Genomic DNA, 13739 nt, shown 5'->3' with positions numbered 1-13739 from the left:
CCCGATGGCCGAAACGGTCACCCCCGCCGTCGCCGAGCCCACACCCCCGGGCAGCACCCGCCGCGAACGCACCGGCTGGTACCTCTACGACTGGGCCAACTCCGCGTTCCAGACCACCGTCATCACGGTCTTCCTCGGGCCGTTCCTGACCACCGTCACCGAGCTGGCCGCCGGCTGCGAGCTGGGCGCCGACCGCTGCGACGGCGTGGTGCACCCGCTGGGCATCCGCGTCGCCGCCGGCTCCTACTACCCGTACCTGATCTCGCTGTCGGTCTTCCTCACCGTGTTCGTGCTGCCCGTCGTCGGCGCGATCGCCGACCGGTCGGCGCACAAGAAGCGGCTGCTGGCCGCCGCCGCGTTCACCGGCGCCGGCGCGACCATCGCGTTCGCGTTCGTCACCGGCGAGCGGTACCTGCTCGGCGGCGCGCTGTTCCTCGTCGCGAACATCTCCTTCGGCGCCGCCGTGGTCGTCTACAACTCGTTCCTGCCGCAGCTCGGCGGCCCGGACGACCGCGACGCCATCTCCAGCCGCGGCTGGGCCATCGGCTACCTCGGCGGCGGGCTGCTGCTCGCGCTCAACCTGGTCGCCGTCACCGCGCTCAGCGAGGAGGGCAACGCCCAGCGCACCCTCGACCTGGCCCGCTGGTCGATCGTCTCGGCCGGCGTGTGGTGGGCCGCGTTCACCCTGCTGCCGCTGCGCTGGCTGCGCGAACGCCCACCGGTCGCGGTGCCGCTCGGCGGCGGCAACGTGCTCACCGACGGGTTCCGGCAACTCGGCCGTACGCTGCGCGAGGTCAAGGCGTACCCGCTGACGCTGTTCTTCCTGCTCGCGTTCCTGGTGTTCAACGACGGCATCCAGACCGTCATCACCCTCGCCAGCCAGTACGGCACCGAGGAGCTGCGGCTGGAGCAGAGCACCCTGATCGTGACCATCCTGCTGGTGCAGTTCCTCGCCTTCGGCGGCGCGCTCGCCCTCGGCGCGCTCGCCCGCCGCATCGGCGCCTGGAAGACCGTGCTGCTGTCGCTGGTGCTCTGGACCGGCGTGATCATCGCCGCGTTCCGGCTGCCCGCCGAGGCGCCGGTGCCGTTCATGATCCTCGGCGGCTGCATCGGGCTGGTGCTCGGCGGCAGCCAGGCGCTGAGCCGATCGCTGTTCAGCCAGCTCATCCCCGCCGGCAAGGAAGGCGAGTACTACGGCTTCTACGAGATCAGCGACAAGGGCACCAGCTGGCTCGGCCCGCTCGCGTTCGGCCTGGTGTTCCAGCTCACCTCCTCCTACCGGGTGGGCCTGGTGTCGCTGCTGATCTTCTTCGTGGTCGGCTTCGCGCTGCTGGCCGCCGTGCCGATGCGCCGGGCCATCGTCGCCGCCGGCAACACCCCGCCCCGGGTGCTCTGAGCGCGCCCGGTCGATCATCTCGGCCGGTATGCGGCGGCGTCGATCGGCTAGGCTGCCCCGACGTGACCGACGACGCCGCTGCCGCCCCGACCTGCCTGGCCCGCCCCCTGCCGGGGCCCGGCGACGACCGAGCCGGCGGCTGCGCCGCCGCCCGGGGCGTCGACGGCCGGCCGCTGCACGCCGCCGCGCTGAAGTTCTTCTGGGGGCCGATGGACTGCGGCAAGTCCACCATGGCGTTGCAGATGAACTACAACCACGCCCGGCAGGGCCGCCGCGGCCTGGTCACCACCCGCATCGACCGCTCGCTGGGCCCGCAGGTCACCACCCGCATCGGCCTGGCCCACGAGGCCATCGAGGTCACCGACGGACTCGACCTGCGCGACCTGGTCCGCGACGCGTGGGCCGAGGGGGTACGCGTCGACTACCTGATCTGCGACGAGGCGTCCTTCTACGACCTGGCCCACGTCGAGCAGATGGCCGAGCTGGTCGACAAGTTCGACGTCGACGTCTACGCCTTCGGCCTGGCCACCGACTTCCGCTCCTGCCTGTTCCCGGCCGCGCAACGTCTGTTCGAGTTGGCCGACGAGGTGGCCCGCATCCAGGTCGAGGTGCTGTGCTGGTGCGGCCGGGAAGGGCTGCTCAACGCCCGGGTGGTCGACGGCCGGGTGGTCCGCGAGGGCGCGCAGGTCGTCATCGGCGACACCGTGGACACCGCCGACGTCCGCTACCAGGTGCTGTGCCGGCGGCACTACCGCTCCGGCGACCTGGGCCCCCGCGCCTGAGGCTCAGAACGGGTCCCCGCACACCCGCCAGCCGCCGTCCTCCGGCACCACCGACAGCTCCCGCTCCTCGCTGCCGCCGCCGTCGCGGTTCAGGCGCACCAGCACCGTGCCGCGTGGCCGACCCGCCCGGGTCGACACCGACACGTCGACGATCTCGTAGCCGCTGACCAGCGGCGGGGTCCGCACCCAACTGCCGAACCCGGCCTGGCTCCACCGGCTGCGCGCCTCGGCGCACAACCGCCCGTACGCCCGGTCGGTGTCGCCGGCGGCGACGTCCTGGAAGAACCCGTCCGCGGTCTCCCGCACCGGCCCGTCGGACTGGAGCACCACCTGCGCGTTCCACACCGCCAGCCCGGCCACCCCGATCAGGCAGGTACCCAGCCCGAGCCCGGCGACCAGCACACCCGCGCGCATCGGCCGGCGACGCCGGGCCGGTCGGTGCCACACCCGCTGACTGCCCATCACCACCGACGGTAGGCAACCGGCGACCGGCGCGCAGCCGGTTGCGCCGCCCGGCGGCGCATCCGTGCGCCGTCGGCGTACGCCCCCGGAGCGGCCGGGACGACGCGTGCCGCGCCGGTCGCCGGTACCTGACAGGAGGTGACAGGTACCGGCGGCAGACTCCCCGGCATGACGACGCACGCCGACCTCGCGATGGTCAACCTCGACAGTTCCGACCCGGCCGCCCACGCGGCGTTCTACGGCCACGCCCTCGGCTGGGAGATCACCCACAGCGAGGCCGAGTACGCCATGATCACCTCTTCCGGCGGCACGTCGATCGGGTTCGGGCTGGTGCCCGGCTACGCGCCGCCGGCCTGGCCGGACCCGGCCGGCGGCAAGCGCTACCACCTGGACCTCACCGTCGACGACGTGCCGGCCGCCGAGCGCGACCTGGTGGCGGCCGGCGCGACCCGGCCGGAGCACCAGCCCGGCGGCGGACGCTGGACCGTGCTGCTCGACCCGATCGGGCAACCGTTCTGCCTCTGCCCGCGCCGCCCGGAGTGAGACCGGCTCAGCGCAGCGGGCCGCGGGCGACCGCGGCCCGCATCGCGGCGGGTTCACCGGCGGGCACGTACTCCAACCACCAGGTGGCGCCCGCCGCCGCCAGGTCGGCCAGGTAGGCGCGCTCGGCCCGCTCGTCGGCCCGCCGCCGCCGGCCGCCGACCGCCACGTCAAACGGCGCACCGTCGGCGCGCGTCGCCGGGAGCGCGGCGACCAGGGCAGCCACCTCGTCGGCGGTGAAGTCGGACCAGCCGTCGGTGTCGGTCAGCTTGTAGGGCACGATCCCGTCGGCCCGGGCCGCCCGCCGCAGCACCGCCTTGGCCTGGGTGCTGCCGCCGACCCAGACCGGCACCCGGGGCGACTGCACCGGCGCCGGTCGCAGCGCCACGCCCTCGGCGCGGTAGTGCCCACCCCGATGGGTGACCCGATCACCGCCGAGCAGCGCCACCAGCAGGTCCAGGCCCTCGTCGAGCATCGCGGCGCGGGTCCTGACGTCGGTCGGCTCGCCGAACGCGGCCAGCCCCCGGTCGGCCGGATCGCCGAGACCGACCGCGACGCCGGCCCGACCGCCGGAGAGGTGGTCGAGGGTGAGCACCTCCCGGGCCAGCTTCGCCGGGCGCCGCCGGGGCAGCGCGGTCACCGTGGTGCCCAGCCGGACCCGCTCGGTGCGCCCGGCCACCGCCGCCAGCACCAGCCACGGGTCCCAGGTCGGCGGGTCGTCACCGGCGTGGTGGATGAGGTAGTCCTCCAGGAAGACGCCGTCCCAGCCGGACCGCTCGGCCAACTCACCGAGCGCGACCAGGTCGCCGACCGTCACCGAGGCGCCGCCGCAGGAGATCTCCAGGCCGTGTCGCATCCCGGCACCCTACGGCCCTGGTCCGACGCTCAGCCGCGCCGGCGGGCGCGGGCGGCCCAGATCGCGTACGCCGGGTCGCGGTCCAGGTTGTGCCGGTCCCGGTCGTAGCGACGGGTGGTCCGCGGGTCGGCGTGCCCCATCGCGTCCTGCACGTCCTCCAGCGGCACGCCCTCCGAGCGGGCCGTGGTGGCGAACGCGTGCCGCAGCGAGTGCGGCGACAACCGCGCCCAGGCGGCGATCCCGGCGGTCTGCGCCAGCCGACGCACCAGCCGGAACACGGCGTGCCGGTCCAGTCGACCGCCGGTGGCGGTGACCAGCAGCGGGCCGGTCAGCTGCGGCACCGTGACGCCCTGGGCGGCGGCCCGCTCCGCCAGGTAGGCGTCCAGCGCGTACGCGGTGCCGGGGGTGAGCGCGCGACGGCGTACCTTGCCGCCCTTGCCGACGAAGCGGACGCTGCGGTGACCGCGCTCCGCGCCCAGGTCGGCCAGGTCCAGCGAGACCAGCTCGCCGACCCGCAGGCCCAGGTCGGCCAGGAGCGCGAGGGCGGCCCGGTTGCGGGCGGCGGTCGGGCCGGTGTCCGCATCGGCGGCGGCCAGCAGCGCGTCGACCTCGTCCGGGCTGAGGCCGACGGTGGCGGAGTGGTCCCGGTCGACCCGGGGCCGGTCGGCCGCGGCGACCGGGTTGGCCGGCACCGCGCCCAGCTTGACCAGGAAGTCGTACCAGCTCGACAGCGCGGACAGCCGGCGCGCCACGGTGGCCGGGGTCAGCGGGCGGCCGTCGCGTCCGCGCGGGGTGGACTCCAGGTCCCGGCCGTACGCGTTGACGTCGAGGAAGGTGACCCGCAGCGGCTCCAGGCCCCGCTCGGCGCACCAGCGCAGCCAGCCGGTCACGTCCCGTCGGTACGCGTCGCGGGTGTGCTCGGACAGTCGCCGGTTGCGCAGCCACGCCTCGGTGAAGTCGGCCGGGGCGCCGGACACGGCGACACGGGCGCGGGGCAGGACCTCGGGACGCAACATGCGAGAAAGGTTCTCAGTCGGCGGCGCGTTTCGCGACGAGGCGCGCCGCGACCGGATGGCCGGCAGGGGTTACCGTCGTGCGGTGCGCGCCAGCCGGCTGGTCTCCCTGCTGCTGCTCCTACAGGCCCGGGGGCGGATGACCGCCCAGGAACTCGCCGACGCCCTGGAGGTGTCGGTGCGGACCGTCTACCGCGACGTCGAGTCGCTCGGCGCCGCCGGCGTCCCGGTGTACGCCGACCGCGGCCCGGCCGGCGGCTACCGGCTGCTGGCCGGCTACCGCACCCGGCTCACCGGGCTGACCGGGCCGGAGGTCGAGGCGCTGTTCCTCGCCGGCCTGCCCGGGCCCGCCGCGGAGCTGGGCCTGGCGACCACGGTGGCCGCGGCCGAGCTGAAGGTGCGTGCCGCGCTGCCCGAGGAGCTCGCCGACCGCAGCGGCCGGTTGCGGCACCGGTTCCACCTGGACGCGCCCGGCTGGTTCCGGCACCCGGAAGCCACCCCGCACCTGGCCACGCTGGCCGGCGCGGTGTGGCAGGACCGGATGGTCCGGCTGCGCTACCGGCGTTGGCGCGCCCCACGGGAGGTCACCCGGCTGGTCGCCCCGCTCGGCGTGGTGCTCAAGGCCGGCCGTTGGTACCTGGTGGCCCGGTGCGAGGAGCAGGTCCGCACCTACCGGGTCGGCGCGGTGCTCGACGCGGTGGTCACCGACGAGCGGCACCAGCGCCCGGACGACTTCGACCTGCCCGCCTACTGGCGGGAGTGGACCGCCCGGTACGAGCGTGACGTCTACCGCGGCGAGGCGCGCATCCGGCTCAGCGCCGCCGCGTTGGAGTTCCTGCCCTACGTCTTCCCGCCGGAGATGGCGCAGGCGGCCCGCGCGGCGGCCGGCGAACCCGGCCCGGACGGCTGGCGGGAGACCACCGTGCCGATCGAGTCGACGCGGCACGCCCACGCCGAGTTGCTCAAGCTCGGCGCCGAGGTGGAGGTGCTGGCCCCGGCCGAGCTGCGGGACCGGTTCACCGCCACGGCGCACGCGCTGACCCGGCTCTACCCGTCGGACGCCGACGCGGGGACGGCCGGCGCGCCGGTCTCCCCCGCGTCGGCGTGACGCGCGTTCACACGGTGGTGAGCTGCCGGTGCCCGTTGCTCTCCGCGGTCGAGGTGACCGCGATCCGGCGCGGCTTGGCCCGCTCGGCGATCGGGATGCGCAGCGTCAGCACCCCGTTGTCGTAGCCGGCCTCCAACCGGTCGGTGTCGAGCGTGTCGCCCAGGAACAGCTGCCGGGTGAACGTGCCCATCGGACGTTCGGCGGCGACCAGCTCGATGTTCTCGCCGGTGGGGCGACGCCGCTCGGCGCGGACGGTCAGCACGTTGCGCTCGACGGTGCAGTCGATGCTGTCCGGGTCGACGCCGGGCAGGTCGAAGGCGGCGTAGAAGTGGTCGCCGTCGCGGTAGGCGTCCAGGTGCATCACGGCCGGCCGGGCCGTGGTGCCGAAGAACTGCTCGGCGATCCGGTCGATCTCACGGAACGGGTCGGTACGCATCAACATGGCCCTGCCTCCTCGGTTCTCCTGGCCCAAGGTCTCGACTTGAGTCTCAGTGACTCAACTTCCGGTTTCAGTTTTAGCGCGGCGGCACGCCGTCGTCAACCTCCGCCGGCCGCTCCCCCGAAAACGACACTCCGGCGCTCACGGCCCGGTCCGCCAGTAGACGCCCTGCTCGCGGGTGAGCAGCACGTCGTCGACGAGATAGCGGCGCAGCGTGACGTGGTCCGCGGCACCGCCCTCGCACCAGGGACGCAGCGCCTCGTCCACCATCCGCTCCGGGTAGCGCCGCCCGGGCTCGAAGGTGCGCTCGGTGATGTGCTCCAGCAGCACCCGGCGGCGACCGCGCTGCGCCGGCAACCGGATCAGCGCGCCGTCGCGCAGGAACGTGCGCAGGATCGTCTCGCGCCGGTCGGCCGGCGCGAGCGCCGGCGACGACGCCCCGGCCCGGGCGAACTCGCGCAGCCGTTCACCGTCGACGCGCAGGCCATCGGCGTCGGTCAGCACACCGGCGTCGGTGAGCCGCCGCACGGCGGTGGCGACGTCGCGGGCCGGCAGGCCGGTGCGCGTCACCACGGACGGGACGTCCCGGGCGCCGAGCACGATCGCGGCGAACACGGCCCGGCGACGCTCGTCGGCGAGCGCCCCCGCGAGAGCTTGAGCGGTCATGGCCGGCAGCCTGCCAGCAGCCACCCGGCACGGCCACGCGTTTTCCCCCACCACAGCCGGGGGTGGGCGGTCCCCGACCGACCGCGCCACCGCGGCTCGGCTGCCGGTCAGGAGCCGGCCGGCTCGGCTGCCGGTCGGGAGCCGGCCGGCTGGGCTGCCGGTCAGGCCGGGACGGCGGCGGTGAAGTCGACGTCGGCGGTGTCGACCGTGTTGGCGTGGCGGTCCGGCGCGCGCTGGAAGCCCCAGTAGAGGTTGGTGTGCGCGATCACCTGCGCCGGCGGGGGCGCGCCGTAGGCCGACAGGTCCTCGGTGGTGTGGGCGTCGGCGACCAGGGTGACGTCGTAGCCGCGGGTGAACGCGCCGTGCAGGGTGGAACGGACACAGGCGTCGGTCTGCGCGCCGGTCACGACGAGCCGCCCGACACCCCCGGCGGCGAGCACCTGCTCCAGGTCGGTGGCCTCGAACGAGTCGCCGTAGGTTTTGTGCACGAGCGGCTCGTCGTCGCGGCGCACCAGCTCCGGCACGATCCGCCACTGCTCACTGCCGGTCGGCAGCTCCTCGCTGCGATGCTGCACCCAGATCACCGGGACGCCGGCCGCGCGGGCCCGCTCGACCAGGGCGGCGATGTTCGCGACCACCCGGTCCCGGTCGTGGGCGCCGCGCACCACCCCGTTCTGCACGTCGACGACGAGCAACGCGGTGTTCGGGCGGTCGGCGAGTGCGGCCATGGCGGGACTCCTTCGACGGCGGCGATCCCCGCCACCCTAACGACGGAGCCCGACACTTTCGCCGCACCGCGCGGCGGTCACAGGAAACGGTGCATGACATGCAGGCCAACCCGGCCCAGGGTGGGATGGGTGAACGCCTGCGGCACGGTGCCGACCACCGTGAAGCCGAGCCGCCGGTAGAGCCGCACCGCCACGGTGTTCGTCTCCACCACGGCGTTGAACTGCATCGCGGCGAAACCGGCCCGACGGGCCCAGTCCAGCGCCTCCTCGCACAGCGCCCGGCCCACGCCCCGACCCCGCGCGTGCGCGGCCACCAGGAAACTCGCGGTCGCCACGTGCGCACCCGGGCCCGGCCGGTTGGCGCCCATCTTGGCGCTGCCGAGCACGACGCCGTCGTCGTCCACCGCCACCGAGGTACGCCCCGGCGGGCGTTCCACCCACACCTCGCGTGCCACCGGGGCCGACCAGGCCGGGTCGTAGGCGAACGTGTCCCCGGCGGTGATGACGCCCTCGACGATCGGCCAGACCTGGCCCCAGTCGGCGTCGACGTGGTCCCGGATGCGCATCGTCGGCACGCTAGCCGGCGGCGTCGCCCGCGGCCACCGGTTTCCACCGGCCCCCGCGCCGGATCACCGTACGGCCATACTTGTCGCCATGCTCTGGGGTGTCAGCGGACCGATCTTCCTCCTCGACTACCTGGGCGCGGTCGCCGTGGCCGTCGCGGTCGCCGTGGCGGTACGCGAGCTGACCGGCCGCCGGGCCCGAGGCGCGACACCCGACCGGGTCGAGTTGGCGTACCTCACCGACCGGGCGCTGCTGGCCTGCCAGGTGGGCGTGGCCGCGCTGCGCCGCGCCGGCGGGGTGACCGTCGGCGAACTCGCCACCCTGCACGCCGACGGTCCACCACCGGCCCGGCCGCCGGCCCTGGTCCGTGCCCTGCACACCGCGCTGCGCCGCCCGCAGACCTGGGCCGCCGTGCTGGCCGACCCGGACGTCGCGCGGGCGCTGCGCCGGATGGTCGGCCGGCTGGTCCGCGACGGCTGGCTGCTCACCCGCGCCCAACGCCGACGGGTCGCCCTGGGCACGCTGCCGCTGTTCCTGGTCGCCGCCGTCGGGGTGACCCGGCTGGTGGACAGCGCGGTCGAGGGCCGCCCCGCCGGTGGACCCGCCTCGGTCGCCGGGCTGCTGCTCTGCTGCCTGGCCACCGCGCTGGGCGGCTGGTGGCTGACCGAGGTGCCGGAGACCGGCGCCGCCGCCCGGCGTCTGCTGCGCCGACTGCGCCGCGCGCACGCCGACCTCGACCCCGAACGCCGTCCCACCTGGCAGGGCCGGGACACCGACGCGCTGCTCACCGCCATGGCGCTGTTCGGTCCGCGACCGTTGCTCGCCGTCGACCCGGCCTTCGCCGTGCAGGTCGGCGTCGACCCGGAGCGGGGCCGCCCCCGACCGGAACGCCGCCCCGCCCGCCGCTGAGCGGCCCTCGACGGGCGGCGCCGTCACCGATGCGGCAGAGTGACCCCACGACCGCAGGGCAGGGAGGTGAGCGGTGGACGGAGTGGTGTTCCCCGCGACCGGCGACGGCCGACGCAGCACGACCGCGCTGGGCCGCGCCGTGGTCGCCGACGCGCTACGCGCCGTCGACCCGGTCGGCGCCCGCTCCGCCGAGCACGAGACCGACTGGCGGCGCGGCTACCTCACCCACTTCCGCCGACTGGTCGAGGCCGGCCTGCTCTCGCGCGCCGCCGCGCTCACCGTCGCCCGTGACGGCCTCACCGCGCTGCACACCCGCATGCGGTACGCGCCGCCCGGCGGCGGCCCCGAGGTGGCGCTCGACGCGGCGCTCACCTCGACCGGCCCGGAACCGGCGCTGCGCACCGCCACGGTCACCGGCGACGGGCCGGTGGAGCGGGAGCTGTCCGTGCCGTACCGGGGGCAACGCCTGCGCGGCGACGACCTGCGTCGCCGCCTCGACGCCTGGGTGGACGCCGGTGTGGTCGAACCGAGCTGCGCCGAGGCGGTCGGCGCGGTGCTCGCCAACCCCGACTGGCTGGACCTGCGCGACCAGCGCGTCGTGGTGCTCGGCGCGGGCGCCGAGATGGGCCCGCTGCCGTCGGTGCTGCGCTGGGGCGGCGACGTGGTCGCACTCGACCTGCCCCGCCCGGAGATCTGGCGCCGGGTGCTGCGCACCGCACGCCGGCACGGCGGTCGCCTGCACCTGCCGGTGCCGGCCGGCGCCGGCGACGACGACGCCGCGCTGGCCGCCAACGCCGGCGCGGACCTGCTGCACCGGCTGCCGCAGGCCGCCCGCTGGCTGGCCGGCATCGACGGCCGGCTGGTGCTCGGCAACTACGTCTACGCCGACGGCGCCACCAACGTGCGGGTGGCCACCGCCGTCGACGCGCTCACCGTCGAGCTGACCCGGCACCGCCCGGACGCGGCGCTGGCGTTCCTGGCCACCCCCACCGACGTGTACGCGGTGCCCGGCGACGCGGTCGACCACGCCGAGCGCGGGTACGCCGCCCGCGGGCCGGCCCGCCGGTCCCTGCGGCTGATCTCCGGCGGCCGGCTGCTGCGCCGCAACTACCCGCCCGGCGCGGACCCGGGCGTCAACGACAGCCTGGTCCCCCAGCAGGGGCCGAACTACGCGCTGGCCAAACGCCTGCAACGCTGGCGCGCGGCGGTGGCCCGCGACGCCGGCACCACGGTGTCGTTCACCGTCGCGCCGCCCACCCGCACCCGGTCGGTGCTGCGCAACCGCGCGCTCGCCGCCGCGTACGCCGGCGCGCACCGCTTCGGTGTCGAGGTGTTCGAGCCGGCCACCAGCAACACGCTGATGGCCGCGCTGCTCGTGCACGACCTGCGCACCGGCGGCGGACCGACGCAGGAGCACCCGTGGCGGGACGAAGCGTACGCGGCGGCACACGGCGGGCTGTGGCGGATTCCGTACGCGCCGCGCAGCGCGCTCGGCCTGGCCGTGCTCCTCGGTCTCGGCGGGGCCCGGGCCTGAGGCGGGTTTCCTTGTCTTGGACGCCGGGAAGGCTCCGGTATGGCCGAGACATTCGCGAGCGAAGACCTGAAGACGCTGCGGTCCATGGCGCGCGGGGCCGGAATCCCGGAGGCCGAGCGCCTGTCGCACGACGACCTGGTCGAGGTGTTGCGCCGGGCCGGCCTGGCCGACGGCACCTCGGACGACTGGCCGGACCAGCCGATCGAGGACCCGGCACACCTGGCCGGGCTGCCCCGTAGCTCCCTGCGGCAGGGCGACGAGAGCACCGGCGGCCGGGCCGCCGAGGAGGCGATCGGCGCCCGGCCCGGTGAGTCCGGCGCCGAGATCGACGACCGCACGCAACGCTGACCACGTACGGCGGGGCCGCCGCCGGTCCGGCGGCGGCTCCACGTCTCGTCGCGGTGGGGCGGTCACGCGACGATGCCGCCGGCCTATGCTCGCCGGATGCTGTCGCAGGTGACCGGACTGTCCCGGCACTTCACGGAGGAGTCGCTGCGGGCCTACCTGCTGGCGCGGTCGACCCGCCAGCCCGGCGGCTGCCTGGTCGTCCGCGGCTACGGCACCCGACGTGGGGTGCACCAGAAGGTCGCCGGGCGGGCGTGGGCGCACGTCGCCGCGTACGCGGTCTTCGTCGGTGGCTACCGGCCGGGTCTGGAGGTGCGGCACGACTGCGGCGTGCTCGACTGCATCGAGCCGACGCACCTGCGTCAGCTCAGCCGTGGCGACAACCGCCGGGAGCGGCGGCAGCAGCCGACCTGCCGCAACGGGCACGAGCGGGAACTCGACCCGGGCACCGGTCGGTTCCGGAAGGTGTGCCGGCACTGCAACAGCGACGCCCAGCGGCGGTGGCGCGAGCGTCGCGCCGCCGAGGTGGCCGCCGCCCGGGCCGGTTACCGACCCTGACCCGCGATCCGGTCGTCAGCGAAGCTGGCCCGCGCGGTGCAGGTGATCGAAGATGATCTGGTCGACCGGGGAGACCCGGTGCCGGTCGGCGTAGGTGAGCCAGGTGATCTCCTCGATCTCGTGGGCCGGCCGCAGGGCGCCCCGGTAGTCGGCGGTGTAACAGCGCATCCGCACGACGGTGCCGTCGGGATGCCCGTGGGCCTGGGCCTCGTACGCGCCGACGAACTCGGCGCTGTCCGGGTCGATGGTGACGCTGAGTTCCTCGCGGATCTCCCGGACGAGCGTGTCGAGGTCGGTCTCGCCGGCCTCCCGCTTGCCGCCGGGCAGGTAGTGGACGTCCTTGCCGCGTGAGCGCGAACTGAGGATCGCGCCGTGCGCCAGCCGGATCCAGGCGATCTTGTCGATGACGGTCACCGTGGTCGCTCCCCCGTGTCGTCGGTCCGGATCGGACGGTACGCGGACGATGACACCAGCCCGAAGCCTTACACACAATAACTGTCATTATGATGTAGTGACGATATGCCCCTTTTGAGCGGGCCGATTTTTGTTATGTCATAACCGGTAATCCGATAATCGCGGTCAGGTGGATTCGGGGTCGGCTCCTCGACGGCAGCCAACCCGAACACCGGGGCGACGGCTGTGCATCGCCCCGGTGTTCGGGTTGGTCGGTCAGAAGTTCGTCGTGAAGTTGTAGAGCGCCAGCGCGGTGTCGTCGAAGTACGGTGACGCCACCCAGGTCGCCCGGTCAGCCCGGCTGTTGATGCCGTTGACCAGACCCCACTGCCCGTCGTAGTTGATCAGCCACGAGCCGCCGCTCGCCCCGCCGGTGAAGTTGCACGGGGTGATCTTGATCGTCTGCGTCCACACCGCCGGGTTCTCCTGCACCGAGTTCGCGGCGCACTGCTTGAGTCGGCGGCCGTTGAACGGCGCCTCCGCCGGGTAGCCGAACGCGTTCATGAAATGGTTCACGCCGGCGTTGACCCACAGACCCTGCGAGCCGTACCGGTTGATGTGCTGGCCGCCCTGCGTGCCCATGACGGCCACGGCCATGTCCTCGGCGAAGTTCGAGTCGTTGATCCACGCCGTCATGGTCCACAGCCCCGTCGCGGTCCAGGTGCCGAGCGGACGCGGGTTCGCCGCATCGCCGTTGTACGCCGGGACGAAGGTCCAGTTCGAGGCCAGGGTGCCACCCCGACCACCGTGGATGCAGTGACCGGCGGTCCACACCTCGTTGCCGGCGGCCGTGTTCACGATCGTGCCCGAGCAGACGTAGTTCTTGCCGTCCATGGTGAAGAAGACCTTGCCGGCCGTGAACGCGGTCGGGTGGCTGCTCGGCAGGTTGGGGTCGGTCGCCTGGGTTCCCATCCCGCCGGCGGTGACGGCGCCGCGGGCGGGCGGGACGATCAGCTCCTGGCCGCTGTCGCGCGGCGCGGGCGCAGACTTGAGGCCGGCCTGCGGCACCGCCAGGGCCCGCCGGTACTGCTCGGATTCCTCGACCGGCCGCGCGGCGCGCATCCGCGCCGGCGTCCAGTACGCGGCCAGCACCGCGTCGCGCGACAGCCGGCGTCCCGCCGTCGCCTCAGCGGCCCGGGTCGCGTCCGCGGTGACCGTCGGGGTGAAGCCGGTGATCCCGGCGGCGGCACCGGGCGCGTCGATTACCGCGTCGCGTTCGGCCGCGCTGGCCCCCGGCCCGACGACCAGCACGGGCACGACGATTGTGGCGATCGCCAGGGCCCGAAGGGCCCGTCGTGATCCGGTCGACCAAACCTTCATCTGTGCGGTCCTCCCGTTGCGGACGCCACCTGTCGCAGCGCCCTGCGTACCGAAACCCTGAGCCCT

At 74.7% G+C, this 13739-nt stretch carries 17 protein-coding genes; 8 read left to right on the top strand and 9 right to left on the bottom strand.

The features are described from left to right. Nucleotides 1-4 precede the first annotated feature (4 nt). Both ACIA6B_RS02170 and ACIA6B_RS02165 read left to right on the top strand, forming a co-directional pair. A complete protein-coding gene (locus tag ACIA6B_RS02170; protein WP_396770071.1) occupies nucleotides 5-1396 on the top strand; it encodes an MFS transporter in 1392 nt (463 codons plus the stop codon). Nucleotides 1397-1458: 62 nt separating this feature from the next. Continuing rightward, on the top strand, nucleotides 1459-2178 hold the full coding sequence (locus ACIA6B_RS02165; RefSeq protein ID WP_396770069.1) for a thymidine kinase: 720 nt from the start codon (nucleotides 1459-1461) through the stop codon (nucleotides 2176-2178). A 3-nt stretch (nucleotides 2179-2181) separates the two neighbouring features. Here ACIA6B_RS02165 and ACIA6B_RS02160 read toward each other — a convergent pair whose 3' ends face one another. Beyond that, nucleotides 2182-2640, bottom strand: a complete 459-nt coding sequence (locus tag ACIA6B_RS02160) for a hypothetical protein (RefSeq protein WP_396770067.1) — start codon at nucleotides 2638-2640, stop codon at nucleotides 2182-2184. 168 nt (nucleotides 2641-2808) lie between these two features. Between ACIA6B_RS02160 and ACIA6B_RS02155 the strand changes: the two genes are divergently transcribed. Then, the gene (locus tag ACIA6B_RS02155) at nucleotides 2809-3183 is read left to right on the top strand and encodes a VOC family protein (protein WP_396770065.1); all 375 of its coding nucleotides are present in this window, start codon (nucleotides 2809-2811) and stop codon (nucleotides 3181-3183) included. A gap of 7 nt (nucleotides 3184-3190) precedes the next feature. Here ACIA6B_RS02155 and ACIA6B_RS02150 read toward each other — a convergent pair whose 3' ends face one another. Both ACIA6B_RS02150 and ACIA6B_RS02145 read right to left on the bottom strand, forming a co-directional pair. Continuing rightward, a complete protein-coding gene (locus ACIA6B_RS02150; RefSeq protein WP_396770063.1) occupies nucleotides 3191-4036 on the bottom strand; it encodes an LLM class flavin-dependent oxidoreductase in 846 nt (281 codons plus the stop codon). A 29-nt stretch (nucleotides 4037-4065) separates the two neighbouring features. Continuing rightward, nucleotides 4066-5052, bottom strand: a complete 987-nt coding sequence (locus tag ACIA6B_RS02145; protein WP_396770061.1) for a tyrosine-type recombinase/integrase — start codon at nucleotides 5050-5052, stop codon at nucleotides 4066-4068. A gap of 82 nt (nucleotides 5053-5134) precedes the next feature. On the opposite strand from ACIA6B_RS02145, the gene ACIA6B_RS02140 reads away from it, so the two are divergent. Next, nucleotides 5135-6157 carry a helix-turn-helix transcriptional regulator gene (locus ACIA6B_RS02140; RefSeq protein WP_396770059.1) on the top strand — a complete coding sequence of 341 codons (1023 nt, stop codon included), beginning with the start codon at nucleotides 5135-5137 and terminating at the stop codon, nucleotides 6155-6157. A gap of 7 nt (nucleotides 6158-6164) precedes the next feature. Here the strand turns inward: ACIA6B_RS02140 and ACIA6B_RS02135 are convergent, their stop codons facing one another. From ACIA6B_RS02135 to ACIA6B_RS02120, 4 genes are all read right to left on the bottom strand, one after another. Then, complete coding sequence (locus ACIA6B_RS02135; protein ID WP_396770057.1) at nucleotides 6165-6599, bottom strand: Hsp20/alpha crystallin family protein; 435 nt, start codon at nucleotides 6597-6599, stop codon at nucleotides 6165-6167. A gap of 138 nt (nucleotides 6600-6737) precedes the next feature. Further along, a complete protein-coding gene (locus tag ACIA6B_RS02130; protein WP_396770055.1) occupies nucleotides 6738-7262 on the bottom strand; it encodes a DUF2087 domain-containing protein in 525 nt (174 codons plus the stop codon). A 161-nt stretch (nucleotides 7263-7423) separates the two neighbouring features. Beyond that, nucleotides 7424-7990: a cysteine hydrolase family protein gene (locus ACIA6B_RS02125; RefSeq protein WP_396770053.1), complete on the bottom strand. Its 567-nt coding sequence runs from the start codon at nucleotides 7988-7990 to the stop codon at nucleotides 7424-7426. Nucleotides 7991-8067: 77 nt separating this feature from the next. Further along, nucleotides 8068-8556 carry a GNAT family N-acetyltransferase gene (locus tag ACIA6B_RS02120; RefSeq protein ID WP_396770051.1) on the bottom strand — a complete coding sequence of 163 codons (489 nt, stop codon included), beginning with the start codon at nucleotides 8554-8556 and terminating at the stop codon, nucleotides 8068-8070. An 88-nt stretch (nucleotides 8557-8644) separates the two neighbouring features. On the opposite strand from ACIA6B_RS02120, the gene ACIA6B_RS02115 reads away from it, so the two are divergent. The 4 genes from ACIA6B_RS02115 (at nucleotide 8645) to ACIA6B_RS02100 (ending at nucleotide 11900) form a co-directional block, all read left to right on the top strand. After that, nucleotides 8645-9463, top strand: coding sequence for a TIGR04222 domain-containing membrane protein (locus ACIA6B_RS02115; RefSeq protein ID WP_396770049.1), 819 nt, complete (start codon nucleotides 8645-8647; stop codon nucleotides 9461-9463). Between the two features lie 73 nt (nucleotides 9464-9536). Further along, nucleotides 9537-10997, top strand: coding sequence for a hypothetical protein (locus ACIA6B_RS02110; protein ID WP_396770047.1), 1461 nt, complete (start codon nucleotides 9537-9539; stop codon nucleotides 10995-10997). Between the two features lie 39 nt (nucleotides 10998-11036). Continuing rightward, nucleotides 11037-11345 carry a hypothetical protein gene (locus ACIA6B_RS02105; protein ID WP_396770045.1) on the top strand — a complete coding sequence of 103 codons (309 nt, stop codon included), beginning with the start codon at nucleotides 11037-11039 and terminating at the stop codon, nucleotides 11343-11345. A 96-nt stretch (nucleotides 11346-11441) separates the two neighbouring features. Beyond that, nucleotides 11442-11900: an HNH endonuclease gene (locus ACIA6B_RS02100; protein WP_396770043.1), complete on the top strand. Its 459-nt coding sequence runs from the start codon at nucleotides 11442-11444 to the stop codon at nucleotides 11898-11900. A 15-nt stretch (nucleotides 11901-11915) separates the two neighbouring features. On the opposite strand, the gene ACIA6B_RS02095 is transcribed toward ACIA6B_RS02100, so the two are convergent. Further along, nucleotides 11916-12314 carry an NUDIX domain-containing protein gene (locus ACIA6B_RS02095; protein ID WP_396770041.1) on the bottom strand — a complete coding sequence of 133 codons (399 nt, stop codon included), beginning with the start codon at nucleotides 12312-12314 and terminating at the stop codon, nucleotides 11916-11918. A 255-nt stretch (nucleotides 12315-12569) separates the two neighbouring features. After that, nucleotides 12570-13610 carry a trypsin-like serine peptidase gene (locus ACIA6B_RS02090; RefSeq protein WP_396770039.1) on the bottom strand — a complete coding sequence of 347 codons (1041 nt, stop codon included), beginning with the start codon at nucleotides 13608-13610 and terminating at the stop codon, nucleotides 12570-12572. Nucleotides 13611-13739 lie beyond the last annotated feature (129 nt).

Origin of the sequence: Micromonospora sp. NPDC051141 (assembly GCF_044455765.1) — a bacterium.
Classification (GTDB): Bacteria; Actinomycetota; Actinomycetes; order Mycobacteriales; family Micromonosporaceae; genus Micromonospora.
This window is presented reverse-complemented; position numbering and strand designations above follow the sequence as displayed.

Excerpts from the sequence above, each read along its gene's own strand:
- ACIA6B_RS02105 (WP_396770045.1), top strand. The coding sequence starts at position 11,037 with ATGGCCGAGACATTCGCGAGCGAAGACCTGAAGACGCTGCGGTCCATG.
- ACIA6B_RS02160 (WP_396770067.1), bottom strand. The coding sequence starts at position 2,640 with ATGGGCAGTCAGCGGGTGTGGCACCGACCGGCCCGGCGTCGCCGGCCG.
- ACIA6B_RS02145 (WP_396770061.1), bottom strand. The coding sequence starts at position 5,052 with ATGTTGCGTCCCGAGGTCCTGCCCCGCGCCCGTGTCGCCGTGTCCGGC.
- ACIA6B_RS02125 (WP_396770053.1), bottom strand. The coding sequence starts at position 7,990 with ATGGCCGCACTCGCCGACCGCCCGAACACCGCGTTGCTCGTCGTCGAC.
- ACIA6B_RS02115 (WP_396770049.1), top strand. The coding sequence starts at position 8,645 with ATGCTCTGGGGTGTCAGCGGACCGATCTTCCTCCTCGACTACCTGGGC.
- ACIA6B_RS02155 (WP_396770065.1), top strand. The coding sequence starts at position 2,809 with ATGACGACGCACGCCGACCTCGCGATGGTCAACCTCGACAGTTCCGAC.
- ACIA6B_RS02170 (WP_396770071.1), top strand. The coding sequence starts at position 5 with ATGGCCGAAACGGTCACCCCCGCCGTCGCCGAGCCCACACCCCCGGGC.
- ACIA6B_RS02100 (WP_396770043.1), top strand. The coding sequence starts at position 11,442 with ATGCTGTCGCAGGTGACCGGACTGTCCCGGCACTTCACGGAGGAGTCG.
- ACIA6B_RS02120 (WP_396770051.1), bottom strand. The coding sequence starts at position 8,556 with ATGCGCATCCGGGACCACGTCGACGCCGACTGGGGCCAGGTCTGGCCG.
- ACIA6B_RS02135 (WP_396770057.1), bottom strand. The coding sequence starts at position 6,599 with ATGTTGATGCGTACCGACCCGTTCCGTGAGATCGACCGGATCGCCGAG.
- ACIA6B_RS02150 (WP_396770063.1), bottom strand. The coding sequence starts at position 4,036 with ATGCGACACGGCCTGGAGATCTCCTGCGGCGGCGCCTCGGTGACGGTC.
- ACIA6B_RS02130 (WP_396770055.1), bottom strand. The coding sequence starts at position 7,262 with ATGACCGCTCAAGCTCTCGCGGGGGCGCTCGCCGACGAGCGTCGCCGG.